The organism is Hydrogenophaga bisanensis, assembly GCF_042665135.1.
Taxonomy (GTDB): Bacteria; Pseudomonadota; Gammaproteobacteria; order Burkholderiales; family Burkholderiaceae_C; genus Hydrogenophaga; species Hydrogenophaga bisanensis.
The window spans coordinates 393,181-415,859 of sequence record NZ_JBHTBX010000001.1 but is presented as its reverse complement, the minus strand read 5'-3'; the positions used below and the strand labels follow the sequence as shown (position 1 = coordinate 415,859).

The following is a 22,679-nucleotide window of genomic DNA, read 5'->3' as shown; positions in this document are numbered from 1 at the left end:
CCACACCTGAGCCTGACGAAGGGAAGACCGCGACATGAAGCCGATCTGGATCGTTGATGATGACCAATCCATCCGCTTCGTGCTCGAGAAGGCGCTGCTGCGAGAAAACCTGCCCACACGCAGCTTCACCAATCCGCAGGAGGTGCTGAAGGCGCTGACCGATACACCGGAAGCCGAGGGCCCGCAGATCCTCGTCAGCGACATTCGAATGCCAGGCGGCTCGGGGCTGGACCTGCTCGAGAAAGTCAAGGAGCGCTTGCCCGGCCTGCCGGTGATCATCATGACCGCGTTCTCCGACCTGGACAGTGCGGTGTCGGCCTTCCAGGGGGGCGCATTCGAGTACCTGCCCAAACCTTTCGATCTGCCCAAGGCGGTGGAACTGATCCATCGCGCCGTGGCCGAGAGTCAGCGCGAAGAGGTGGCCCAGGAGTCGATCACGGCGGCTCCCGAGATGCTGGGCCAGGCGCCAGCGATGCAGGATGTGTTTCGCGCGATCGGGCGGCTGTCGCAGAGCAACGTCACCGTGCTCATCACCGGTGAGTCGGGCTCGGGCAAGGAGCTGGTGGCCCGGGCGCTGCACAAGCACTCACCGCGTGCCAACGGTCCATTCGTGGCCATCAACACGGCGGCCATTCCCAAGGACCTGCTCGAGAGCGAGCTGTTCGGACACGAGCGGGGGGCTTTCACCGGGGCGCAGGCCATGCGTCGCGGCCGCTTCGAACAGGCCGAAGGAGGCACGCTGTTTCTGGATGAAATCGGCGACATGCCCTTCGACCTGCAGACGCGGCTGCTTCGTGTCCTGTCGGACGGCCACTTCTACCGCGTCGGCGGGCACAGCGCCGTCAAGGCGAACGTGCGCGTCATTGCGGCGACCCACCAGCACCTGGAACAGCGGGTCAAGGAAGGTGCATTCCGTGAGGACCTGTTTCACCGGTTGAACGTGATCCGCTTGCGCCTGCCAGCCCTGCGCGAGCGCCGCGAGGATATCCCGATGCTGACGCGGCACTTCCTGCAGCAGAGCGCCAAGCAGCTGGGGGTGGAGCCCAAGCGCATCTCCGATGCGGCCTTGCGGATGCTGTCGCAATTCGACTTTCCGGGCAACGTGCGCCAGCTGGAGAACGTCTGTCACTGGCTGACCGTGATGGCGCCAGCCCAGGTGGTCGATGTCAACGATCTGCCGCCAGAGGTGCTGAACGGACAGCCGGTTCCGTTGCCGGAGGCCGAGCGCAGGGTGGATGATAGGCCAGTTCCGGTGGAGGATCCCGTGGTCGCGATGACCCCCGTGACCTTGGCCAGCTTGCCTTCGGCGGTGGTTCAGGCCGGATCGGTGATGGCACCGGCTGGGGGCTGGGAGGGTGGTTTGCAGGCCGAGGCCCGCCAGCTGCTGGAGAGTGGGCGAACCGACGTCTGGGATGTGCTGACCCGCCGTTTCGAGACCTGCCTGATCCAGACCGCGTTGGTCAACACCCGCGGTCGCCGGATCGAGGCGGCACAGAAACTGGGCATCGGCCGCAACACCATCACGCGCAAGATCCAGGAACTGGGGATGGACGACGATTGAGCGGGCGGGCTCAGCTCCCGAGGGTCAGAACGACCGGGGCGTGATCGCTGGGCTGCTTGTTCTTGCGCGGGGCGCGATCGATGGTGCAGGCAGAGGCCCTGGCGCGGACCGCATCGCTTATCAGAATGTGGTCAATGCGCAGGCCCCGGTTCTTCTGGAAACCCAGCATGCGGTAGTCCCACCAGCTGAAGCTCTTGGGCGGCTGGTCGAACAGCCGGTGGGCATCATGCAGTCCCAGACCGATCAGCGCCTGCAGATGGGTGCGTTCTTCGGTCGTGCAGTGAATGGTTTCACGCAGGCCGTCCGGGTCCCAGACATCGGCGTCGTCAAACGTGATGTTGAAGTCGCCCATCAGCACCAGTTCGGGGTGGCGGGCCATTTCGGTGCGCACCCATTCGCGCAGCGCGTCCAGCCAGCGCATCTTGTAGGCGAACTTGTCGCTGCCCGGCTCCTGGCCGTTGGGGAAATAGGCTCCGATGACGCGGATGCCGTCGATCGTGGCGCACAGCACGCGTGACTGCTCGTCCTCGAAGCCGGGGATGTTGCGGATCACCTCGATGGCGGGCGAGCGGCTGATGAGTGCCACTCCGTTGTAGGTCTTCTGCCCGAACCACTGGGCCTGGTAGCCAGCTTCGGCAAAGGCCTGGGCCGGAAACTTGTCATCGGTGAGCTTGAGTTCCTGAAGGGCCAGCACGTCGACCGGGTTGGCTGCCAGCCATTCCAGCACCTGGGGCAGACGGACATTGAGCGAGTTGATGTTCCAGGTGGCGAGCTTCATGGCGTGCGGGTGTAGGTGACGAAGGCAAAGGGCAGGCCGCTGGCGCTGACATGGGCTTCACGGGCGGTCTCCTGCCACACGGCGCCGAGCACAGGCGCGAAGGCGTCGCCGTCGAAGTCGCGGTCGATCTCGGTGACCACCACGCGGCTGGCCAGCGGCAAGGCCTGTGTGTAGATCTGCGCACCACCGATCACCCAGGCGTCGGTATCCGGTGGACACAGGGCGCGGGCCTCTTCCAGCGAGTGCGCCACGCTGGCGCCATCGGCCACCCAGTTCCTGTCCCGGGTGACTACGATGTTGAGGCGGCCAGGCAGGGGCCGGAACTTCGGTGGCAAGGAGTCCCAGGTCTTGCGGCCCATGATCACCGGGCAGCCCAGGGTGGTGCGCTTGAAATGCGCGAGGTCTTCGGGCAGGTGCCAGGGCAGTTGGTTGTCCTTGCCGATCACGCCGTTGCGGGCGCGGGCGTAGATAAGGTTCAGGCGGGCTGGAGTCGCGGGGGTCATGCCCGGATTGTGCCGCGGGTGGGCCAGAGCACGCTGGCGATCGCCATCATCACGAAGCCCATGGCCAGCCAGTCTTGCCAGTGCGGGACTTCGCCGACGATGAAAGTGGCGCTGAGCGTGCCGACCAGCGGGATGGCCATGACGCTCATGGCGCTGGTGGCCGGCGGCAGGTCGCGGGCCATGCCGAACCAGATCAGCTGGGCGAAGCCATAGTTGATGAGCACGCCGTAGGCCAGGCTCAACCACATGGACAGGCTGAAACTCGCGATTTTCGGAACCGGTTCGGTGGCAAAGGCCAGCACCCACAGCACCAGGGAGCCCAGCAGCAACATCCAGACCGTGACCGCCAGCGGGGACAGCGTCAGCTTGGCGCGCCGGAACATCAGGGTGCCCAAGGCCCAGCAGATGGCGGCACCCAGCATCCAGGCGATGCCTGCCGGACGGCCCGAGAGTTTCTGCAGTTCGTGCCAGAGCAGCAGGGCAATGGCCAGCGCCGCACAAATGACCGCCACCCGAACGCGTGGCGTGATGCGTTCGCCGAAGAAGGCCGCCCCCAGCAGGACGGTGAAGATGGGCATGGTGAAACCCAGGATGGCCGCGCGGCCCGAGGCCAGTTCCTGCACACCGAAGATGGACAGGGTGTGCCAGCCCAGCACGTTGGGCAGGCCGAGCCACAGGATGGTCAGCCACTCGCGCCCGGTGGGATGCATGCGCTGTCCCTTGGCGGCCACATACACGAACAGCCATGCGGCCCCCAGGAGCATGGTGCTGGCACGGAAGTACAGTGGCGTGAGCTGCTGCAGGGACAGCTTCATCATGGGCCAGTTGACGCCCCACATGAGCGTGAGGGCCAGCAGCGCCCAGAGCTGGCGTCGCGACATCATGGGCGGAACCTGGTGGTCAGACAGCCACAGGCGCCTTGATCGCCGGATGGCACTCGTAGCCGACGACCTCGAAATCCTCGTACTCGTAGTCGAGGATCGAGGCGGGCTTGCGTTTGATGTTCAGCGTCGGGTAGGCGAAGGGCTGGCGGGCCAGCTGGGTCTGTACCTGTTCGACGTGGTTGTCGTAGATGTGGCAGTCGCCGCCGGTCCAGATGAAGTCGCCGACGTCCAGGTCGCACTGCTGGGCCAGCATGTGGGTCAGCAGGGCGTAGCTGGCGATGTTGAAGGGCACACCGAGAAAAATGTCGGCGCTGCGCTGGTAGAGCTGGCAGGACAGCTTGCCCTTGCCGCCCGGCTCGGTAGCGGGCGCCACATAGAACTGGAAGAACGCGTGACAGGGCATCAGCGCCATCTTGGACAGGTCTGCCACGTTCCAGGCGCTGACGATGATGCGGCGGCTGTCGGGGTTGGTCTTCAGCTGCTTGACCACCTCGGCAATCTGGTCGATGTGGCCGCCATCCGGGGTGGGCCAGCTGCGCCACTGAACACCGTAGACCGGTCCCAGGTCGCCGTCCTCGCGCGCCCATTCGTCCCAGATGGTGCAGCCGCGCTCCTGCAGCCATTTGACATTGCTGTCACCGCGCAGGAACCAGAGCAACTCGACGATGATGGCCTTGAGGAACACCTTCTTGGTGGTCACCAGCGGGAAGCCTTCGTTGAGGTCGAAGCGCATCTGGTGGCCGAACACGCTGCGGGTGCCCGTGCCGGTGCGGTCGCCCTTCTGGACGCCATGCTCGAACACATGGCGCATGAAGTCTTCGTACTGGGAGCGGATGGGGCGATTCGGGGCGGTCATGCGAAAGAAGCGGTATCGGTGGGACGGCGGATGCGCTCGGGTTCAGGCCAGCACGCGCCCGGGGTTGAGTATGTTGTGGGGATCGAGTGCCTGCTTGATGCTGCGCATCAGGCCCAGGGCCACGGGATCCTTGTACAGCGGGAGCTTGTCGGCCTTGAGGCTGCCGACGCCATGTTCGGCGCTGATGGAACCACCGAAGCGGTGCACCTGGTCAAACACCAGGGTGTTCACCCGGGCCTCTTGTTCGCGCAGAAAGGTGGCCGGGTCGCCATGGGCGGGGGCCTGCACGTTGTAGTGCAGGTTGCCGTCGCCCAGGTGGCCGAAGTTGACCAGGCGCACGCCCGGGATCTCGCGCTGGAGCAGGGCATCGGTCTCGGCGCAGAACGCCGGTATGCGTGACACCGGAATGCTGATGTCGTGCTTGATGTTCAGGCCTTCTTCGGCCTGCGCCAGCGGAATGCTCTCGCGGATGTGCCACAGCTGATGGGCCTGCTGCAGGCTTTCGGCGACCACCGCATCGCTGACGATGCCGTCCTCGAAAGCAGACTCCAGCAGGTGCTCGAACTGGGTCCGGGCGTGGGCCTCGGATTCGCTGTCGCTGTTTTCCAGCAGCACGCAATACGGATGGTCGGCCCACAGGGGCACGCGCAACTGCGGCATGTGACGGTCCACCAGCCCCAGGGCGAACTGGCCCATGACCTCGAAGCCGGTGAGGCCGGCACCCAGGTGGCGATGCGCCAGGCCCAGCAAGGCCACGGCCGCTTCCAGCGACGGCACGGCCGCCCAGGCGGTCAGCTGCGCTGCAGGCAGCGGGTAGAGCTTCATGGTGGCGGCGGTGATGATGCCCAGGGTGCCTTCGCTGCCGACAAACAGATCGCGCAGGTCGTAGCCGGTGTTGTCCTTGCGCAAGCCGCCGAGACCCTGCCAGACCTCGCCTTGTGCCGTGACCACTTCCAGCCCCAGGCACAGGTCACGGGCGTTGCCGTAGCGAACAACCTGGGTTCCGCCGGCGTTGGTGGCCAGGTTGCCGCCGATGGTGCAGCTGCCTTCGGCCGCCAGCGACAGGGGAAACAGGAAGCCTGCCTTCTGCGCGGTTTCCTGCAGTGTCTGAAGAATGCAGCCCGCTTCGACCGTCATCGTCAGGTTGGCGCCGTCGATGGCGCGAACCTGGTTCAGGCGCGTCAGGCTGAGCACCACCTGGTGGCCGCTGTCGTCGGGCACCGACCCGACCACCAGGCCGGTGTTGCCGCCCTGGGGCACCATGCTGTGTCCTGCGGCGGCGCAAGCCCGCACCACGGCGGACACCTCGTCGGTCGATCCTGGCCGCACCACGGCCAATGCGTGGCCATGGGCGCGTTTGCGCCAGTCCTGTTCCCAGGCGGACAGATCGTTGCCGTCATCCCGGGTCAGGACGTGGGCGGCGCCGACGATGGCGCGCAACTGGTCGATCAGGGTACTCATGGCTTGGTGCTGGTGGTGGGAACCGGATCGGACGGTGCACCGGTTTCGATCGCACGACGGGCGGCATCGGCCGCTACCGCGTCCTTGCCGGCCGACTTCAGCCGGATCCGCACATGCAGGGCGCAGGCCACAAACAGCAACACGCACAGCAGCACCTCGATACCGGCCAGGACGGCGGACAGGCCTTGGTCACTGGTGGCGCGCACCACGCCTTCGGTGAAATACACCCACACCAGCAAGCTCAGCCAGCGGTAGGTGTACATGCGGTTCTTGAGCAAACCGGCCAGCGGCAGGGTCAGCGGAAGGACTTTGAGTACCAGCCACGAACCGCCGGGGCGCAGAGGCGCCAGCCAGAGCTCCCAGGCCAGGCCAAGAACAATGAGTCCGATGAGGCTGGACACGGCCAGGACACGGGTCCGGGCGACCAGACGGGCAGAGGAAGCGGAAGAGGCTGGGGACATGGAGGGGCGGACGGCGGACGTGAGGTGGCATGATACCGGGATGACCCTGAGTGAGCGCCTGGGCGCGCTGGAAACCTTCCTCAACGAACTGTGGCGTGACCTGCTCGGCTTCCCCTGGCGGACCACCGCCTGGACCCTGCGCGAGCGTTTTCGCGAGGACCGGCTGGGCGTGACCGCCAGCAGCCTGACCTTCACCACCACGATTTCGCTGGTCCCCCTGTTCACCGTGGCGCTGGCGGTATTCAGCGCCTTCCCGATGTTCTCGCGCCTGCAGAACACGGTGCAGCGCTGGCTGGTGGAAAGCCTGGTGCCCGACAACATCGGCAAGCAGGTGCTCAGCTACCTCAGCCAGTTCGCTTCCAAGGCGGGGCAGATGGGCTGGGCCGGTGCGATGATCCTGCTGGTGACCGCGCTGGCGCTGATTCTGACCATCGATCGCAAGCTCAATGACATCTGGCGCGTGCGCACACCGCGGTCTCTTACGCAGCGGATCCTGGTCTACTGGGCTGTGCTGACCCTGGGCCCGCTGCTGCTGGCCGGCAGCCTGTCCGTGACTTCCTACGCGGTCTCGATGTCGCGCGGGTGGGTGGGTGCCCAGCCCGGATCGGTGCGGTTCCTGCTGGATGCGCTGCAGTTCCTGCTGGTGGCGGGCGGAGTGGCTGCCCTGTATCGCTACGTCCCGAACACCCAGGTGCGATGGACCCATGCCTGCGTGGGTGGCCTGTTTGTGGCGACCGGCCTGGAGCTGGCCAAGAGTGTGCTGGCCTGGTACCTGGGCCTGGTGCCCACGTATTCGGTGGTCTACGGGGCGTTTGCCACGGTGCCGATCCTGCTGGTGTGGATCTACCTGCTCTGGGTGATCGTGCTGCTGGGGGCGGTGGTGACCGCCTACCTGCCCAGCCTGCTCTCAGGGATTGCCCGTCGGGGTGACGGTGCCGGCTGGAACTTCCAGCTCGCGCTGGAGGTGCTGGATCAGCTTAGGGAGGCGGGCCGCCAGCCGGTCCGGGGCCTCGCGCTCGACGAGATCGCCCGGCGATTGCGGGTGGACCCCTTGCAACTGGAGGAGCCCGTGGCCGTGCTGATCCGGCTGGACTGGGTCGCACGCCTGGATGAAGGGCAGGAACGCTATGTGCTGATGGCCGATCTGGAGTCGACACCGCTGGCCCCCCTGGCCGAGCGGCTGTTGCTGGCCCGTGAGCCTGGCACGCAGGCGTTCTGGAGCGCCAGCCGGATGGTTGACATGCCGGTGGCCGATGCGCTGCAGCGGCTCAGCTGACGGCAAAGGGTGCTGACAGAAATCCGCGAAAGCGTGCCCGACCGCCGCGGATGGGGGCAGTCGTCAGCTGGTAGGTGGGAAAGCGCTGCAGGAAGCGCCCGATGGCGATGCGGCCCTCCAGGCGCGCCAGGCTCAGACCCGCGCATTGGTGGATGCCAAATCCGAAGGCCAGGTGCCTGTTGGTTTCGCGTCGCAGGTCCAGTGTTTCCGGGACTGCAAAAGCCGCGGGGTCGCGATTGGCGGCACCGATGCAGAGTGTGACCAAGGTGCCGGCGGGCACGTCCACTCCCCCGACGACCGTGGGTGCAAGCGCGCGCCGGTTCCCCAATTGGTTGGACGACTCGAAGCGCAGGCATTCGTCCACCGCCAGCGTCAGCACCTGTTCTTTGGCTGCCTCATCAGCACCGGCTGCGCGCAGATCGGCCTGCAACTGAGTTCTCGCCGAGGGGAACTCCTGCAGCAGGATGAGTCCGTTACCGATCAGGTTGGTGGTGGTTTCGTGGCCTGCGTTGAGCAGGAAGATGCAGTTCTGCAGCAGCTCCACCTCGCTCAGCTGCTCGCCGTTGGCCTCGCCCCGGATCAGGCGGGTGAGCACATCACGTTCGGGATCACCGGGCGCCTTGCGCCGCTCGGCCACCAGGGTTCTCAGGTAATCCAGCATCTCGGTCACGCTGCGGTTGCCGGCCGCATGCTGCTCCGGCGTGGGTACGGGTTCCAGCGCGCCCAGGATGGCCAGCGACCAGTCGCGCAGCGGGCCGCGATCAGCGTGCGGCACACCGAGCAGGTTGCCAATGATTTCCACCGGGATGGCGGCAGCGAAGTCCTCGATCAGGTCGCCGCCTCCTTGGGCCTCGATGCGATCGAGCAGGCTGTCGACCAGCGTGACCAGGCCCGGCTCCATGTCGGCGATCGCGCGCCGCGTGAGTGCGCCCATGATCAGCTTGCGCACCCGGGTGTGCAGTGGCGGGTCGTTGAACACCAGGCTGGTGGTGTGGTGCTCGTACAGCGGCGAATCCACGCCATACTTGGGCGCGAACTCGACATGCTTGTCCGAGCTGAACACCGCCGCGTCGCGGTACACCGCCATCAGGTCGGCGTGGCGCGTGAGGAACAGCGATCCGTCGGGCATACGGTGTACCGGCTCGGTCTCGCGCAGGGTGGCATACACCGGGTAAGGGTTGGCCAGAAAGTCGGCCGGCAGGGCGCGCAGATCGAAGCTGGCCGCGATCTCGCGCGCCCGTTCGGCGCTCATGGGCGGGGTGATCTGCGCGGCCGCCACCATGGCTCAGGTCTTGAGGAAATCGCGGATGGCGAAAAGCGTCTCGTCCGGCGTTTCGGTCATCTGGTGATGGCCGACGGGCAGGGTCACCACCTTCACCTTCTGACCAGCTGCTTGCGCCGCCTTGATCAGGCCCTGGGCCGCCTTGGGGTGGGTCATCTGGTCCTGCCCGCCAAGCAGGAACAGCACCGGGCAAGTCAGCGCTGCCATCGCCGCCTCGCCGCCCGCATAGTTGTCGCAGGCCACGAAGCCCCGGTGGAACACATTGACCCTGGGGTTGCTGCGCAGCACACGCCGACCCAGCGCCATGCCGGCGCCATAGACCCAGGTGCCCGGCCCCAGCGCCGACGGCGGGGCGCACAACGTGGAGCGCGAGAACACATTGACCATGGTCAGGGCCTTCTCGGGCTGATTCAGCGAGGCATCGATCAGGGCGGGTGAGACCTTCATCGGGAAGGCCGTGCCGACCAGCACCGCGTGCGTGACGCGGTCCTTCAGGCGTGCAGCCGCTTCCATGGCGATCAGCGAGCCCCAGCTGTGCCCGACCAGCGCGGCCTTCTGCACACCGGCGGCATCGAGCAGGGCACCGATGAAGTCGGCCGCTTCCTCGACCGTGGAAGGGGCATCGCCCTCGCTGCGGCAGTGGCCCGGCAGGTCCACCGCCAACACGTTCCAGCCGTGGTGGGCCAGGTAGCGCGTTTGGAGGATCCAGACGCTGTGGTCGTTGAGCACGCCGTGGATGAACACGACCGTGGGCTTGGCGGGGTCGAAAGCCTTGCCGCCGGTGTAGCAGTAGGTCTTGGCGCCGTTGACTTGGAGTTCCATCACGCACCTGCCTTTTCTGCGGCTTTGAGCGCACGCTTCAAATCGTCGATCAGGTCGTCCGGGTCTTCCAGCCCGATGGACAGGCGGATGGTGCCGGGGCCGATGCCGGCGCCGGCCAGTGCCTCGTCGCTCATGCGGAAGTGGGTGGTGCTGGCCGGGTGAATCACCAGCGAGCGGCAGTCGCCCACGTTGGCCAGGTGGCTGAAGATCTTGAGCGCCTCGATGAAAGCCTTGCCCTGCTCGCGGCTGCCCTGGATGTCGAAACTGAACACCGAGCCTGCGCCCTTGGCGCCGTGCCGGAGCAGCCGGTTCGCCAGCGCATGGCTGGGGTGCGATTCGAGCAGGGGGTGGCCGACCCGGCCGACCAGCGGGTGGCTGGCCAGGAACTGCACCACTTTCTCGGTGTTGGACATGTGCCGTTCCATGCGCAGCGGCAGGGTTTCCAGCCCCTGCAGGATCAGCCAGGCGCTGTGCGGGCTCAGGCAGGCGCCGAAGTCGCGCAGGCCCTCGCGGCGCGCACGCAACAGGAAGGCGCCGACGGTGCTTTCCTCGCTGAAGGTCATGCCGTGGAAACCGTCGTAGGGCTCGGTCAGTTCCGGGTATTTGCCCGAGGCGTCCCAGTCGAAGCTGCCGGCATCGACCACCACGCCACCAATGACGGTGCCGTGGCCACTGAGGAACTTGGTGGCCGAGTGGTAGATCAGGTCGGCGCCGTGTTCAAAGGGCTTGATCAGGTAGGGCGTGGTCAGCGTGCTGTCCACCAGCAGCGGCACCTGGGCCTCGTGCGCGATCTGCGCCACGGTCGGGATGTCCAGCACGTCCAGGCCGGGATTGCCCACGGTTTCACCAAAGAACAGACGGGTGTTCGGTCGCACGGCGGCCTTCCAGCCGTCGATGTCGCCCGGCTTCACGAACGTGGTTTCGATGCCGAAGCGGCGCAAGGTGTAGTGCAGCAGGTTCTGGCTGCCGCCGTAGAGGGCGGTCGATGCCACGATGTGCGAGCCGGCGCCCATCAGGGTGGCGATCGACAGGTGCAGCGCCGCCTGGCCACTGGCCACGGCAATCGCGCCGATACCGCCTTCCAGCGCCGCCATGCGCTGTTCGAACACCGCATTGGTCGGGTTGCTGATCCGGCTGTAGACGTGGCCGGCGCGCTCCAGGTTGAAGAGGGCAGCGGCGTGATCGCTCGATTCGAAGACGAACGAGGTCGTCAGGTGGATGGGCACCGCACGGGCGCCGGTGGCCGGGTCCGGCGCGGCGCCGGCGTGCAGCGCCAGCGTGTCGAAGCCGGGGTCGGAATAGCCAGGCATGGGAAGTCTCCTCGGTCAGGTCGGGTCGGCGGCAGCACATCCTGCGTGGTCCGCCGGTGGTTTGCACCAATTGTGGGCTATATTTGTGCTCACGCCAGCCAAGCTGGGGACAGCACCTATCCCGAGGAGAAGAGCCATGAAGGTCAGCGACATCCTGCGCGTCAAGGGCAACACGCTCTACACGATCACCCCCGAGGACAGCCTGGCCGATGCGGCACAGCTGATGGCCGAGAAGGACATCGGTTCGCTGGTGGTGATGGCCAATGGACTGGTGGTAGGCATGCTGACCTTCCGCGAGGTGATCCACACCGTGGTCAAGAACGGTGGCTCCTTCGGCACCACGACGGTCTACCGGGCCATGGATCCTGGCCCGCTCACCTGCACCATGGCCACCGACATGGATGAGGTGCGACGCATGATGCTCGACCGTCATGCACGCTACATGCCGGTCATCGAGAACCGCATGCTGATGGGTGTGATCAGCTTTTACGACGTGGCCAAGGCTGTGGTCGACGCGCAGAACTTCGAGAACAAGATGCTCAAGGCCTACATCCGCGACTGGCCCGAAGACGAGAGCGAACAGGCCAACGAAGCGGACAAGCCGGCTGCCTGAACAGGCTGCAGCCACAGGCTCTGGGATAATCCTGCCGCATGAGCGGCAACACCTTCGGCACCCTGTTTTGCGTCACCAACTTTGGTGAATCCCACGGCCCGGCCATCGGCTGCGTGATCGACGGCTGCCCGCCGGGCATGGACCTGTCGGAGGCCGACATCCAGCGCGATCTGGATCGCCGCCGCCCCGGCACCAGCAAGTTCGTGACCCAGCGCAACGAGCCCGACGCGGTGGAGATCCTCTCCGGTGTGTACGAGGGCAAGACCACGGGCACGCCGATTGCTCTGCTGATCCGCAACACCGATCAGCGCAGCAAGGACTACGGCAACATCCTGCAGACCTTCCGCCCCGGCCACGCCGACTATGCCTACTGGCAGAAGTACGGCATCCGGGATCCGCGCGGTGGTGGCCGCAGCTCTGCCCGCCTGACGGCACCCACGGTGGCGGCCGGAGCGGTGGCCAAGAAGTGGCTCAAGGAAAAGTTCGGCACCACCTTCCACGCCTGCATGACGCAGATCGGCGAGGTGCCGATCGGCTTCGAGAGTTGGGATCATGTGCCGAACAACCCCTTCTTCGCTCCGGTGGCCGATGTGTCGGCGCTGGAGGACTACATGAACCTCCTGCGCAAGAGCGGCGATTCCTGCGGCGCGCGCCTGCGGGTGGTCGCGAAGAACATGCCGGTAGGCCTGGGCCAGCCGCTGTACGACAAGCTTGATGCCGACATTGCCTACGCCATGATGGGGCTCAATGCCGTCAAGGGGGTGGAGATCGGTGCCGGTTTCGCGTCGGTGGCCGACAAGGGGTCCACCCATGGGGATTCGCTGACGCCTCAGGGCTTCATCGGCAACAAGGCCGGTGGCGTGCTCGGCGGCATCAGCACCGGGCAGGACCTGGACGTGTCGGTGGCCATCAAACCGACCAGTTCCATCCTGATTCCGCGCGATTCCATCGACGTGGACGGTCAGCCCACCGAGGTGATCACCAAGGGGCGGCATGACCCCTGCGTCGGCATCCGTGCAGCGCCCATCATGGAGGCACTGCTGGCGCTGGTGGTGATGGATCACGCATTGCGCCACCGCGCGCAGTGCGGTGACGTGCAGGTCGGCACACCGGACATCGCAGCCGCTGGTCGTGCCTGAGCAGCGCAAACAGCTGCTGCCCTTCGCAGCGCTATCGGCCAGCTACTTCGCTCACATCGGGTTTTTCAATCCCTACCTGCCGCTCTGGCTCAAGGAGCTGGGTTTCGGGCTGCTGGCCATCAGCGTGCTGACCTCGGTGCAGTCGGGGACGCGGCTGTTCGCCCCCTACGCCTGGGGGTGGCTCAGCGATCACACGGGCGAGCGCGTCAAGCTCCTGCGCTACGGCGCCACGGCCGCGCTGCTGCTGTCCATCGGGCTCTGGTTTCCACTGGGCGGCATGGCCTTGTTCGTGGTCCTGCTGCTGATGTTCAGCCACACCAGCGCCATGATGCCGATGAGTGAGGCGGCGCTGGCGCATCTGGTGAGCCAGGGTGGGGCGTTCGATGCCCGGCGTTACGGACGGGTGCGGCTGTGGGGCTCGCTGGGTTTTCTGGTCACGGTGCTGGCGGCCGGCGTCTGGTTCGAATACCGGGGGTTGGGCGACTTTCCGGTCTGGACCAGCCTGTCCTTGCTGGCGGTGACGGCCAGTGTCTGGTGGCTGCCTGACCACAAGGACGCATTGCCGCCCCACGAGGTCAAGCCCAGTGTGAGGCCGGTGCTCCGCCAGCCCGCGGTGCGCTGGTTCTTCGCGGCGCTGTTCTTTCATGTGCTGTCGCACATCTTCATCTACATCTTCTTCTCGCTGTACCTGGACAGTCTGGGCTACAGCAAGACCACCATCGGCCTGCTGTGGGCGGTGTCGGTCATCATTGAGATCGGCTGGTTCTTCACCCAGGGGCGCTGGTTGCCACGCCTGTCCCTGACGGGGTGGCTGCTGCTGGCGGCGGTGCTGATGGTGTTGCGCATGGGGCTGACGGCCGGTTCGCCCGAGCTTTTGTGGGTTCTGTTCTTGGCCCAGCTGGCCCATGCCATCACCTTTGCGGCGCACCACACCGCTTGCATCGCGCTGATCTCGCATCACTTTCCAGGCCGACTGCGCGGGCGTGGGCAGGCGCTGTACAGCCTGATCGGCTACGGCTTGCCCGGCGTCATCGGCGGGTTGGGTGGCGGCCTGCTGTCCTCACGCCTGGGTTTGTCCAGCGTGTTCTGGGTATCGGCCGGGTGTGCGACCATGGCCGCACTGTGCGCCTGGCGCCTGGGGCGGCTGGAGCACCCCCGGGCCACCTGATCACTCAGGCGCTGGTGTGGGCCTCTTCGCCCAGCTTGCCATCGCGGAAATCCGCCAGCGCCTGGTAAATCTCCTCCTTGGTGTTCATCACGAAGGGTCCGTACTGGGCAATGGGTTCATTCAGTGGCCGGCCGGCAATCAGCAAGGCCTTGGCGTCTGCCGTGGCCTCGATCATCACACCGTCGCTGGCAGGGTCGTTGGCCAGCAAGGCCATGCGCTGGGCGGGCACCACTTTCCCGTCGATGGTGACGCTGCCCCGGTAGACGTAGACGAAGGCGTTGTGCGCCGAGGACAGCGGCTGGCAGAAAGCGGCTCCAGCGGGCAGGTGAATATCGAGGTACAAGGGCTGCGTGGCGTCACGGGTGACCGCGCCGGTCACGCCATGGCTTTCACCCGCGATCACGGTGACCGACACCCCGGCGTCGGTGGTGAACTGGGGAAGGTCGGCGTTCTTGAAGTCGCGGTACCAGGGGCTGTTCATCTTGTCCCGTCCTGGCAGGTTCAGCCAGAGCTGGAAGCCCTCCATCACGCCATGCTCCTGCTGCGGGATCTCGGAGTGGATCACGCCGCGGCCAGCGGTCATCCACTGCACACCGCCGTTTTCCAGCAGGCCTTCGTGGCCGGCGCTGTCACGGTGCAGCATGCGGCCCGCGATCATGTAGGTGATGGTCTCGAACCCACGGTGCGGATGGTCAGGGAAGCCCGCGATGTAGTCGTCCGGATCATCGCTGCCAAACGCATCGAGCATCAGGAAGGGATCGAGCCGGCGCTGAAGATCCTGTGTGAGGACCCGCGTGAGCTTGACACCCGCCCCGTCGGACGTGGCCTGACCGGCCACCAGACGCTCGATGCGCCGGGGCTGCTGCAAGACAGAGGTGGGGTGTTGGCTCATGCGGTTCTCCTCAGTGCTGGAACAGGTTCGTGGTTCAGGCCAGTGCCTGGGCCAGATCGGCCTCGGCCTGGGCAAAGCCCTTGGCGGCGGCCTCGGGGCCCATGGCCAGGCCTTCGGCGTAGATGAAGCGCACGTCGGTCAGGCCCAGGAAGCCCAGCACGGTCTTCAGATACGGCACCTGGCTGTCGTGCGGCTGGTCGCGGTACAGGCCGCCGCGGGCCAGCGCCACGTAAACGGTCTTGCCCTTGATCAGGCCTTCGGGGCCGCTTTCCGTGTAGCGGAAGGTCACGCCGGCACGGGCGATCGCGTCGATCCAGGCCTTGAGCTGCACCGGCACGCCGAAGTTGTACATCGGGACGCCCAGCACGATGGCGTCGTGGGCTTGAATCTCGGCGATGAGGGCGTCGTACTCGGACACCACGACGGCCTGGGTGGCGCTGCGCTGCTCGGCCGGGGTGAACAGGGCACCCAGAGCGGCCTCGTCCAGCACCGTCACGGGGGTGGCGGCCAGGTCGCGCAGCGTCACGGTGGCGGCCGGTTGGGCGGCCTTCAGGCGCTCGGTCACGGTGTTGGCCAGCTTGGTGGAATTGGCGCCCTCACGGCGGGCGCTGGCGTTGATTTGCAGAATCTTCATGGTGGTGCCTTGATGGGGGATGGATGCGATGTCTGGACTTTAAATCGGGACAATATTTTGATAAATTGGGTTATTTGGATAACATTGTTCCAATAATGGAACAAAAAGACATTACCCCGCCTCCTTGGTGGACTGCGCCTGCCCCCCTTGATCCCGCTGATCTGCTGCTGTTCGCACAGGTGGTGGAGGGCGGCAGCCTGACGCGGGCCGCTGAGCGCATGGGCCTGCCCAAGTCCACTGTCTCTCGCCGGCTAGCGGCGCTGGAGCAGCAGATGGGCGAACCCTTGCTGATCCGCACCACCCGTCGCCAGACGCTGACCGAACTGGGTGCTCAGTTGATGGAGCACGCCCGGGAACTGGCCAGCAGCCTGGAAGCGGTGATCGCTTTGCGTGAGCAGCGCCGGGCCGAGCCCAGTGGTCGCTTGCGCGTGTCGATGCCCAGTGACCTGGCCAACCTGCTGCTGGCCGACAGCCTGGCGGCTTTCTCGGCCTTGCACCCGGCGGTCACACTGGAACTGGACCTGTCACCGCGGCGGGTGGACCTGATCGGCGAGGGTTTCGACCTGGCGGTGCGCATGGGTGAGCTTCCGGATGACGCCCTGCTGGTCGCGACCCGCCTGGCGGTGTTCACCCACGGACTCTATGCGTCGCCAGACTATCTGGCCGAACACGTCGAGCCACGTGAGCCGGAGGAGCTGATGCGGCATCAGGCCATCCGCCTGGGCAGTGCTGGTCGCTCACAGCCATGGGTGTTGATCCGGGGAGATCGCCAGTGGCAGGGGCAGCCACCGGCGAGAATCCAGGCGAACTCGCCGGAAACGCTGGTGCGTCTGGCCCGCAGCCGAGTGGGATTGGCGGCCGTGCCCGATCTGTTTGCCCTGGCCGATGTGCGGGCTGGTCGACTGCGCCGCGTGCTGCCAGATTGGTGCCTGCCCGAAAGCACCGCATGGGCGGTGACTCCCGGCCGCAAACTGCTGCCCGCCAAGACGCGGGCCTTCATCGAGATGCTGCAGCAGGTGCTTCGGCAGGCCGCCAGCAGTGGCTGAGATGCTCAGTCGCGGGCAGTCGCGCCGTACTTGCGCACCAGCCCGTCAATGGCCAGCAGGTAGCCATCCGTACCGAATCCGACCACGATGCCACCGGCCACCGGTGACACCCAGGAGTGGTGCCGGAACGCTTCCCGTGCATGCACGTTGGAGATGTGGCACTCGATCACGGGCAGCGGCTCCACGCCCTTGATGGCATCATGGAGCGCAATGGAGGTGTGCGTCAGGGCGCCCGGGTTGAAGACCACACCCAGGACCTTTCCTTCACGGAAGAGGCGACCGTATTCGTGGATCTTGTCGATCAGGGCGCCTTCCCAGTTGCTCTGGAAGCACTCCACCTCATGGCCCAGTCGCTGGCCGTGCGCCGTGCAGGCAGCCTCGACATCGGCCAGTGTCGAGTGGCCGTACTGGCCGGGCTCCCGCGTACCGAGGAGGTTGAGGTTGGGGCCGTTGAGGACGAGGATCTTTCGGGTCATGGTCGGTGCGAGGCGGCACAGGGGCGATGGCGCTATGTTGCCACGTTTGTGCGACGTCTCGGCGCTGTCCCTGGTGGTCAGGGCGCCGGTTCCACCGGCGGCGCGTTGCGGCGCAGTGGGTTGAATCCGGTGACCAGCGCGGTGGCCAGCAGCACCAGCGCACCACCGGCAAAGATGCCGGGCGAGAGAGCCTCGCCCAGGAAGATGTGGCCCCAGGCGACGCCGAATACCGGGATCAGGAATGCCGGGCTGGTGGCCGCCACGGGCGAGACGTGGCGCACGATGCGCAGGTGCAGCCAGTAGGCCAATCCGGAAGTGATGATGCCCAGCACCAGCAGGGACAGGAGCGCAGGCGTGGTGTATCCGGCCTGTGGCAGTGACCAGACGGCACCCGGCACCACCATGCCAAGGGCGAACACATGGATCGATGCGGAAATCGCCAGCGGCTGGATCCGTTGCGTGGCGCGCTTCATGAGGGGAGTGCTCACGCCGTAGCAGAACGCAGCACCGATGCAGGCCAGCGCCGCCAGCAGCGTCTGCGCATCGGGTTGGACCGGCCCCAGTCGCACGATCAGGGCCACGCCGGCGGCCCCGGCCGCACAGCCGAGCAGTTTGCGGGCGCTCAGCGTGTCCTCCTTGAACCAGGCGGCCGACAGGGTGCCGAACAGCACCACCGTGGTGTTGAGCAGGGCGCTGTAGCCCGCTGGCAGACGCAGGGCAGCCCAGGCGAACAGCAGGAAAGGCAGGGCCACCGACAGCGCACCCAGCAAAGTCAGCTCGCGCCAGTGCTCCCAAGGCCAGCGATGGCGCAGCAGGCGCATGATCACCGCCAGGGTCAAGGTGGCCAGCAGCACCCGTGCGCCGGCCAGCACCTGCGGCCCGAAGACCGGGCTGGCAATGCGCAGAAACAGGAAGGATGCGCCCCAGAGCGCAGACAGACCGACAAGCTGGGCGAAATGGCGTGTTTTCACCGCGGTGATTGTCGAGGAAAAGGCCGCAGCGCGCTGTCCTGTCGGCTCATGCCTGCCAGATGGCCGCCTGTCTGGTCCTCGCGCTACGGAAACCGAGGATCGATACGATGTTGATGCAAGTCATCGCCCGGTTTTCCGGATGCTTCATCATCGTCCTATGCTGGCGCCCTCCACGAGTTCACCTTCCGTTTTCACGGCACGAGCCCTGACCAAGACCTATGGCGAGGGGGAGACGGCCGTCCACGCCCTGCGCGGGGTGGATCTTGACATCGTGCGTGGCGAGTTTGTGGTGCTGCTGGGCGCGTCGGGCAGCGGCAAGTCCACGCTGCTGAACATCCTGGGCGGGCTGGACACGGCCACCAGCGGCTCGGCCAAGTGGACGCATGACGGCCAGGAACACGAGCTGATTGGCGCGGGTGATGCCGAACTGACGCGCTACCGGCGCGAGCACGTGGGCTTTGTGTTCCAGTTCTACAACCTCATTCCCAGCCTGACGGCCGAGGAGAATGTGGCGCTGGTGACCGACCTGGCTGACGACCCCATGGATCCGGCCGATGCGCTGGCGCTGGTGGGCCTGGCACCCCGGCGGCACCACTTCGTCTCGCAGCTCTCGGGCGGCGAACAGCAGCGGGTGGCTATTGCCCGCGCCATCGCCAAGCGGCCTGAGGTGCTGCTGTGCGACGAACCCACCGGTGCGCTGGACTGCGCCACGGGCATCATGGTGCTGCAGGCCATCGAGCGGGTGAACCGTGAACTGGGCACCACCACCGTGGTGATCACCCACAACGCGCCGATTGCCGATATGGCCGACCGAGTGCTGCGCCTGGCCGATGGCCGCATCGTCGAGAGCCACGCCAACGAGCACAAGGTACCGGCCTCGTCGCTGAGCTGGTGACGAGGGTACGGCCATGACTGCCCTGCAGACCAAGCTTTGGCGTGACCTGACCCGCTTGCGGGCGCAGGTCATCACCATCGCGGTGGTGGTGGCCATCGGCGTGGCCGGATTTGTCGGTATGTTTGCGGTGCACGACTCCCTCAAAAGCTCGCGCGATGCGTTCTACCGCGACAACCGGCTGGCCGACCTGTTCGCTGGCGTCAAGCGCGCTCCGGTGTCGCTGGGCGAGCGCATCGAGGCGATCCCCGGCGTGGCCGAGGCGCAGCTGACTGTGGCCTTCGACGCGCAGGTGGATTTGCCGGGCGTGCTGCAGCCGGTCACCGGCCGCTTCATCGGTCTGGATCTCTCGCGTGTGCACGCTGGCCGTCAGGGCCTGAACGCGCTCACGCTGCGCGCCGGCCGATGGCCCGAACGCGACGGCCAGCTGGAAGCCCTGGTGAGCGACCGTTTTGCCGCCGCGCGCAACCTCAAGCCCGGTGACGTGGTGCACGCCATCTTCAACGGCCGCCTGGAACGCGTGCACCTGGTGGGCACCGCTGTCTCGCCCGAGTACGTGTTCGCCTCGCAGGGCGGTGCGCCCGACGACACCAGCTTCGGCATCTGGTGGATCGACGGCCAGCGCATGACCGAGGCCTTCGACATGCAGGGCGCGTTCAATCAGGTCTCGCTGCGCCTGCACGGGGGCGTGGCCGAGCAGCCGGTGCTCACGGCCCTCGACCGCCTGCTCGAACCCTATGGCAGCGTCGGTGCGGTGGGGCGCGACCGCCAACTCTCGACTAAGATCGTCTCGGACGAACTCTCGCAGCTCAAGGTCATGGGCACGGTGCTGCCCTCGATCTTTCTGGCCGTGGCCATGTTCATCCTCAACGTGGTGCTCAGCCGCCAGGTGGCCACACAGCGCAGCCAGATCGCCGCGCTCAAGGCCCTGGGCTACAGCGATGGGGCCATCGCCTGGCACTACATCCAGCTGGCGCTGGTGATCGCCGGGCTGGGCGTGGTGGCCGGGCTGGGCCTGAGCCAGCTCATTGGCCGAGGCATGCTCAGCCTGTACGACGAGGTGTTTCGCTTCAATCGCCTGGCCTATGCCACCGACACCGGGCTGGTGTTGCTGTCGGCGCTGATCGCCGCGCTGGCCGCCGCCGCCGGCACCTGGACCGCCATCCACGCCGTGGTGCGCTTGCGCCCGGCGCAGGCCATGCTGCCGCCCGCGCCGCCGGCCTACACCGCCACGCTGCTGGAGCGACTGGGGCTGGGGCGCTTTCTTTCCACTGGCGCGCGCATGGTGGTACGCAACCTGGAGCGCCGGCCCCTGCGTGCGGCGTTCACTGTCACGGGCATTTCACTGGCGGTGGCGCTGCAGATCTCGGGCGCATTCTGGCTCGACGCCATCGACCACATCGTGGATGTGCAATTCCGCCAGGTGCAGCAGGGCGATGTGCTGGTCAACTTCCACCGCCCGGTGCCGGTGGACGCGGTGCGTGACCTCCAGCGCCTGCCCGGCGTGATCGACGCCGAGGTCTACCGCACCGAATCGGTCAAGATCAGCCTGCGCGGCACCACCAAGGACACTGCGGTCATGGCGCTGCGCGGCGACGCGCGCCTGATGCGCCTGGTGGACGAACACCGCGGCGCACTGTCGCTGCCGCCCGACGGGGTGGTGCTCTCGGCCCTGCTGGCCAAGGAGCTTGGCGCCCGCGTAGGCGACCGGGTGCAGATCCGCTTTCGCCTCTGGAGCCAGCGCACGGTGGACGTGACGGTGGTGGACATTGCCCACACCATGTTCGGCCAGCTGCTGTACATGAACCTCGACACCCTCAACCGCCTGGCCGGCGATGGCGACGGCGTGGCCGATGCCGCCCTGCAGGTGGACCCGCAGGCCATGGACGCTTTCTGGTCTGCCGTGAAGACGGCGCCGCTGATCAACTCGGTGTTCGACAAGGCCAGCACCATGGCAGAGTTCAACCACCGCACCCAGCGCAACATGGGCGTGTTCAGCGGCATCCTGACCCTGTTCGCCGTGGCCATGGCGGTGGGCATCATCTACAACGCGGCGCGCATTTCGCTGTCCGAGCGGGCCTGGGAGCTGGCCAGTCTGCGCGTGCTGGGCATGACGCGGGCCGAGGTCTCGGTGCTGCTGCTGGCCGAGCTGCTGGCCGAGCTGCTGCTGGCCTTGCCGATTGGTGCGCTGCTGGGCTGGGGCCTGGCCTCGCTGATGATGCGGCTCATGTCCAGTGACGCGATCGATTTTCCGGTGGTGATTGAGCCGTCGACTTATGCATCGGCGGCTCTCATCGTGCTGGCCGCCGGGGTGGTGAGCGCCCTGCTGGTGCGCCGGCAGATCGACCGTCTGGATCTGGTTTCCGTCTTGAAGGTGCGTGAATGAACAACAAAGCTATCAATGGGATGTCACAACGCCGCTGGCTCATCGGCGGCCTGGCCGTGGCGGCACTGGCGGCCGTGCTGTGGGCGGCCTATCGCCCGCGCCCGCTGGTGGTGGAAACCGCTACCTTGGCCGAGGGGCGCTTTGAGCAGGTGATCGAGGAAGACGGCCGCCTGCGCCTGCAGCAGCGCTACACCGTCACCGCGCCCACGGCGGCGCAACTGCAGCGGCCCACCCTCAAGGTGGGCGACGCGGTGCAGGCGGGCGACGTGGTGGCGGTGCTGGCGCCCTCGGCGCCGTCGATGATCGACGCGCGCACCCGCGGCGTGCTGCAGGAGCGTGTGGGCACCGCCGACGCCTCGCTGGCCGCCGCCGTGGCCAACGTCAAACGCCTGCAGGCCGCGCTGGCCCAGGCCACGCTGGAGGCCGAGCGCGCCGATCAACTGGCCAAAGACAACTTCATCGCCGCTTCGGCGCGTGACCAGGCCCGCCTGGCACGCGAGGCCGCGCAGCAGGCGCTGCGCGCCGGCCAGGCCCAGCAAGCGGCGGCCGACCATGCACTGGGCGAGGCCCGCGCCGCGTTGCAGCGCGCCCAGCCCGGCAGCGGTGCTGTGGCGCAAGGTCTGTGGTCGCTCACCAGCCCGGTCACCGGCCGTGTGCTCAAGCTGCACAAGGAAAGTGCCGAGCCCGTTGCCGCCGGCCAGCCGCTGCTGGAGATTGGCGACACCGGCGCGCTCGAAGCCGTGGTGGACGTGCTCTCGGGCGACGCGCCGCGCATCCCGCCCGGCGCCGTGGTGCAACTGGCCACCGGCCGCGCCCAGCCGCCGCTGGCCGGCACCGTGGCACGCATCGAACCCCAGGCCTTCACCAAGGTCTCGGCCCTGGGTATCGAGGAGCAGCGCGTCAACGTCGTCGTGGCGCTGGACGCCAAAGCCGACGACCTGCAGCGCCTGGGCGACGGCTTCAGGGTGGACGCGCGCATCACCCTCTCGGCACAGGACGGCGCCCTGCTCGTGCCCTCGGCCGCGCTGGTGCGCCAGGGCGACGGCTGGCAGGTCTTCGTGGTCGAAGGCGGCAAGGCACGCACCCGCACCGTTACCTTCAAGGACCGCCACGCCGACAGCGCCTGGGTACAGGATGGCCTGAAGGCCGGTGATGTGGTGATCCTGTATCCCGGTAGCGCGATGACGGATGGTCGGCCGGTACGGGTGAGGTCAGCGCCTTGATACAGGCGGCCAGGGGGATGGAGGCGATGGCAGTCATGCACGTGA

At 66.8% G+C, this 22,679-nt stretch carries 22 protein-coding genes; 9 read left to right on the top strand and 13 right to left on the bottom strand.

The annotated features are described in order from the left end of the window. The first annotated feature begins 34 nt into the window (after positions 1-34). Entirely contained in the window at positions 35-1,561 is a 1,527-nt protein-coding gene (gene ntrC / locus ACFQNJ_RS01965; protein WP_382253409.1) for a nitrogen regulation protein NR(I), read from the top strand. A 10-nt stretch (positions 1,562-1,571) separates the two neighbouring features. Here ntrC and xth read toward each other — a convergent pair whose 3' ends face one another. Genes xth through ACFQNJ_RS01935 form a run of 6 tightly spaced genes read right to left on the bottom strand, consistent with a single transcriptional unit; the run spans position 1,572 to position 6,504 of the window. Then, positions 1,572-2,339, bottom strand: a complete 768-nt coding sequence (gene xth, locus ACFQNJ_RS01960) for an exodeoxyribonuclease III (RefSeq protein WP_374638902.1) — start codon at positions 2,337-2,339, stop codon at positions 1,572-1,574. Then, positions 2,336-2,842, bottom strand: coding sequence for a dihydrofolate reductase (locus ACFQNJ_RS01955; RefSeq protein WP_374638903.1), 507 nt, complete (start codon positions 2,840-2,842; stop codon positions 2,336-2,338). The genes xth and ACFQNJ_RS01955 overlap by 4 nt, the downstream gene beginning before the upstream one ends. After that, positions 2,839-3,726, bottom strand: coding sequence for a DMT family transporter (locus ACFQNJ_RS01950; RefSeq protein ID WP_382253408.1), 888 nt, complete (start codon positions 3,724-3,726; stop codon positions 2,839-2,841). Before ACFQNJ_RS01950 ends, ACFQNJ_RS01955 begins: the two co-directional genes overlap by 4 nt. A 16-nt stretch (positions 3,727-3,742) precedes the next feature. Then, positions 3,743-4,582, bottom strand: a complete 840-nt coding sequence (locus tag ACFQNJ_RS01945; protein WP_382253406.1) for a thymidylate synthase — start codon at positions 4,580-4,582, stop codon at positions 3,743-3,745. Between the two features lie 42 nt (positions 4,583-4,624). Next, positions 4,625-6,043, bottom strand: a complete 1,419-nt coding sequence (locus tag ACFQNJ_RS01940; RefSeq protein WP_382253404.1) for an FAD-binding oxidoreductase — start codon at positions 6,041-6,043, stop codon at positions 4,625-4,627. After that, positions 6,040-6,504, bottom strand: coding sequence for a DUF2069 domain-containing protein (locus ACFQNJ_RS01935; protein WP_382253403.1), 465 nt, complete (start codon positions 6,502-6,504; stop codon positions 6,040-6,042). Before ACFQNJ_RS01935 ends, ACFQNJ_RS01940 begins: the two co-directional genes overlap by 4 nt. A gap of 40 nt (positions 6,505-6,544) precedes the next feature. On the opposite strand from ACFQNJ_RS01935, the gene ACFQNJ_RS01930 reads away from it, so the two are divergent. Beyond that, positions 6,545-7,780 carry a YihY family inner membrane protein gene (locus tag ACFQNJ_RS01930; RefSeq protein ID WP_374638909.1) on the top strand — a complete coding sequence of 412 codons (1,236 nt, stop codon included), beginning with the start codon at positions 6,545-6,547 and terminating at the stop codon, positions 7,778-7,780. Here ACFQNJ_RS01930 and ACFQNJ_RS01925 read toward each other — a convergent pair. Genes ACFQNJ_RS01925 through ACFQNJ_RS01915 form a run of 3 tightly spaced genes read right to left on the bottom strand, consistent with a single transcriptional unit; the run spans position 7,773 to position 11,194 of the window. After that, a complete protein-coding gene (locus ACFQNJ_RS01925) occupies positions 7,773-9,032 on the bottom strand; it encodes a cytochrome P450 (RefSeq protein ID WP_382253402.1) in 1,260 nt (419 codons plus the stop codon). The genes ACFQNJ_RS01930 and ACFQNJ_RS01925 overlap by 8 nt on opposite strands. Positions 9,033-9,065: 33 nt before the next feature. After that, positions 9,066-9,884: an alpha/beta fold hydrolase gene (locus ACFQNJ_RS01920; RefSeq protein WP_374638911.1), complete on the bottom strand. Its 819-nt coding sequence runs from the start codon at positions 9,882-9,884 to the stop codon at positions 9,066-9,068. Continuing rightward, entirely contained in the window at positions 9,884-11,194 is a 1,311-nt protein-coding gene (locus ACFQNJ_RS01915; RefSeq protein ID WP_382253400.1) for an O-acetylhomoserine aminocarboxypropyltransferase, read from the bottom strand. Before ACFQNJ_RS01915 ends, ACFQNJ_RS01920 begins: the two co-directional genes overlap by 1 nt. 136 nt (positions 11,195-11,330) lie before the next feature. Here ACFQNJ_RS01915 and ACFQNJ_RS01910 point away from each other — a divergent pair, with 136 nt between their 5' ends. The 3 genes from ACFQNJ_RS01910 to ACFQNJ_RS01900 are packed head-to-tail and all read left to right on the top strand — an operon-like array spanning position 11,331 to position 14,114. Next, positions 11,331-11,807: a CBS domain-containing protein gene (locus tag ACFQNJ_RS01910; protein WP_374638913.1), complete on the top strand. Its 477-nt coding sequence runs from the start codon at positions 11,331-11,333 to the stop codon at positions 11,805-11,807. A gap of 38 nt (positions 11,808-11,845) precedes the next feature. Continuing rightward, a complete protein-coding gene (gene aroC, locus ACFQNJ_RS01905; RefSeq protein ID WP_382253399.1) occupies positions 11,846-12,946 on the top strand; it encodes a chorismate synthase in 1,101 nt (366 codons plus the stop codon). Beyond that, the gene (locus ACFQNJ_RS01900) at positions 12,939-14,114 is read left to right on the top strand and encodes an MFS transporter (RefSeq protein WP_382253397.1); all 1,176 of its coding nucleotides are present in this window, start codon (positions 12,939-12,941) and stop codon (positions 14,112-14,114) included. Before aroC ends, ACFQNJ_RS01900 begins: the two co-directional genes overlap by 8 nt. Positions 14,115-14,118: 4 nt before the next feature. On the opposite strand, the gene ACFQNJ_RS01895 is transcribed toward ACFQNJ_RS01900, so the two are convergent. Next, the gene (locus ACFQNJ_RS01895; protein WP_382253395.1) at positions 14,119-15,006 is read right to left on the bottom strand and encodes a pirin family protein; all 888 of its coding nucleotides are present in this window, start codon (positions 15,004-15,006) and stop codon (positions 14,119-14,121) included. A gap of 34 nt (positions 15,007-15,040) precedes the next feature. Further along, positions 15,041-15,640, bottom strand: a complete 600-nt coding sequence (locus ACFQNJ_RS01890; RefSeq protein ID WP_382253393.1) for an FMN-dependent NADH-azoreductase — start codon at positions 15,638-15,640, stop codon at positions 15,041-15,043. Positions 15,641-15,735: 95 nt separating this feature from the next. Here ACFQNJ_RS01890 and ACFQNJ_RS01885 point away from each other — a divergent pair, with 95 nt between their 5' ends. Next, positions 15,736-16,686: a LysR family transcriptional regulator gene (locus tag ACFQNJ_RS01885; RefSeq protein WP_382253392.1), complete on the top strand. Its 951-nt coding sequence runs from the start codon at positions 15,736-15,738 to the stop codon at positions 16,684-16,686. Between the two features lie 5 nt (positions 16,687-16,691). Here the strand turns inward: ACFQNJ_RS01885 and aroQ are convergent, their stop codons facing one another. Together aroQ and ACFQNJ_RS01875 are read right to left on the bottom strand one after the other, a co-directional pair. Next, a complete protein-coding gene (gene aroQ, locus ACFQNJ_RS01880) occupies positions 16,692-17,162 on the bottom strand; it encodes a type II 3-dehydroquinate dehydratase (RefSeq protein ID WP_382253390.1) in 471 nt (156 codons plus the stop codon). A 77-nt stretch (positions 17,163-17,239) separates the two neighbouring features. Further along, positions 17,240-18,133, bottom strand: coding sequence for a DMT family transporter (locus ACFQNJ_RS01875; RefSeq protein ID WP_382253389.1), 894 nt, complete (start codon positions 18,131-18,133; stop codon positions 17,240-17,242). A 157-nt stretch (positions 18,134-18,290) separates the two neighbouring features. On the opposite strand from ACFQNJ_RS01875, the gene ACFQNJ_RS01870 reads away from it, so the two are divergent. Genes ACFQNJ_RS01870 through ACFQNJ_RS01860 form a run of 3 tightly spaced genes read left to right on the top strand, consistent with a single transcriptional unit; the run spans position 18,291 to position 22,634 of the window. Then, entirely contained in the window at positions 18,291-19,028 is a 738-nt protein-coding gene (locus ACFQNJ_RS01870) for an ABC transporter ATP-binding protein (protein ID WP_382253387.1), read from the top strand. 13 nt (positions 19,029-19,041) lie between these two features. After that, a complete protein-coding gene (locus ACFQNJ_RS01865) occupies positions 19,042-21,411 on the top strand; it encodes an ABC transporter permease (protein ID WP_382253386.1) in 2,370 nt (789 codons plus the stop codon). Further along, a complete protein-coding gene (locus tag ACFQNJ_RS01860; protein WP_382253384.1) occupies positions 21,408-22,634 on the top strand; it encodes an efflux RND transporter periplasmic adaptor subunit in 1,227 nt (408 codons plus the stop codon). Before ACFQNJ_RS01865 ends, ACFQNJ_RS01860 begins: the two co-directional genes overlap by 4 nt. Positions 22,635-22,679: the final 45 nt, after the last annotated feature.

What these genes read in the sequence shown, in the direction of transcription:
- aroC (WP_382253399.1), top strand. Translation starts at nt 11,846, where the DNA reads ATGAGCGGCAACACCTTCGGCACCCTGTTTTGCGTCACCAACTTTGGT.
- aroQ (WP_382253390.1), bottom strand. Translation starts at nt 17,162, where the DNA reads ATGACCCGAAAGATCCTCGTCCTCAACGGCCCCAACCTCAACCTCCTC.
- ACFQNJ_RS01870 (WP_382253387.1), top strand. Translation starts at nt 18,291, where the DNA reads ATGCTGGCGCCCTCCACGAGTTCACCTTCCGTTTTCACGGCACGAGCC.
- ACFQNJ_RS01865 (WP_382253386.1), top strand. Translation starts at nt 19,042, where the DNA reads ATGACTGCCCTGCAGACCAAGCTTTGGCGTGACCTGACCCGCTTGCGG.
- ACFQNJ_RS01915 (WP_382253400.1), bottom strand. Translation starts at nt 11,194, where the DNA reads ATGCCTGGCTATTCCGACCCCGGCTTCGACACGCTGGCGCTGCACGCC.
- ntrC (WP_382253409.1), top strand. Translation starts at nt 35, where the DNA reads ATGAAGCCGATCTGGATCGTTGATGATGACCAATCCATCCGCTTCGTG.
- ACFQNJ_RS01950 (WP_382253408.1), bottom strand. Translation starts at nt 3,726, where the DNA reads ATGATGTCGCGACGCCAGCTCTGGGCGCTGCTGGCCCTCACGCTCATG.
- xth (WP_374638902.1), bottom strand. Translation starts at nt 2,339, where the DNA reads ATGAAGCTCGCCACCTGGAACATCAACTCGCTCAATGTCCGTCTGCCC.
- ACFQNJ_RS01890 (WP_382253393.1), bottom strand. Translation starts at nt 15,640, where the DNA reads ATGAAGATTCTGCAAATCAACGCCAGCGCCCGCCGTGAGGGCGCCAAT.
- ACFQNJ_RS01860 (WP_382253384.1), top strand. Translation starts at nt 21,408, where the DNA reads ATGAACAACAAAGCTATCAATGGGATGTCACAACGCCGCTGGCTCATC.
- ACFQNJ_RS01945 (WP_382253406.1), bottom strand. Translation starts at nt 4,582, where the DNA reads ATGACCGCCCCGAATCGCCCCATCCGCTCCCAGTACGAAGACTTCATG.
- ACFQNJ_RS01935 (WP_382253403.1), bottom strand. Translation starts at nt 6,504, where the DNA reads ATGTCCCCAGCCTCTTCCGCTTCCTCTGCCCGTCTGGTCGCCCGGACC.
- ACFQNJ_RS01955 (WP_374638903.1), bottom strand. Translation starts at nt 2,842, where the DNA reads ATGACCCCCGCGACTCCAGCCCGCCTGAACCTTATCTACGCCCGCGCC.
- ACFQNJ_RS01925 (WP_382253402.1), bottom strand. Translation starts at nt 9,032, where the DNA reads ATGAGCGCCGAACGGGCGCGCGAGATCGCGGCCAGCTTCGATCTGCGC.
- ACFQNJ_RS01920 (WP_374638911.1), bottom strand. Translation starts at nt 9,884, where the DNA reads ATGGAACTCCAAGTCAACGGCGCCAAGACCTACTGCTACACCGGCGGC.
- ACFQNJ_RS01930 (WP_374638909.1), top strand. Translation starts at nt 6,545, where the DNA reads ATGACCCTGAGTGAGCGCCTGGGCGCGCTGGAAACCTTCCTCAACGAA.
- ACFQNJ_RS01895 (WP_382253395.1), bottom strand. Translation starts at nt 15,006, where the DNA reads ATGAGCCAACACCCCACCTCTGTCTTGCAGCAGCCCCGGCGCATCGAG.
- ACFQNJ_RS01910 (WP_374638913.1), top strand. Translation starts at nt 11,331, where the DNA reads ATGAAGGTCAGCGACATCCTGCGCGTCAAGGGCAACACGCTCTACACG.
- ACFQNJ_RS01885 (WP_382253392.1), top strand. Translation starts at nt 15,736, where the DNA reads ATGGAACAAAAAGACATTACCCCGCCTCCTTGGTGGACTGCGCCTGCC.
- ACFQNJ_RS01940 (WP_382253404.1), bottom strand. Translation starts at nt 6,043, where the DNA reads ATGAGTACCCTGATCGACCAGTTGCGCGCCATCGTCGGCGCCGCCCAC.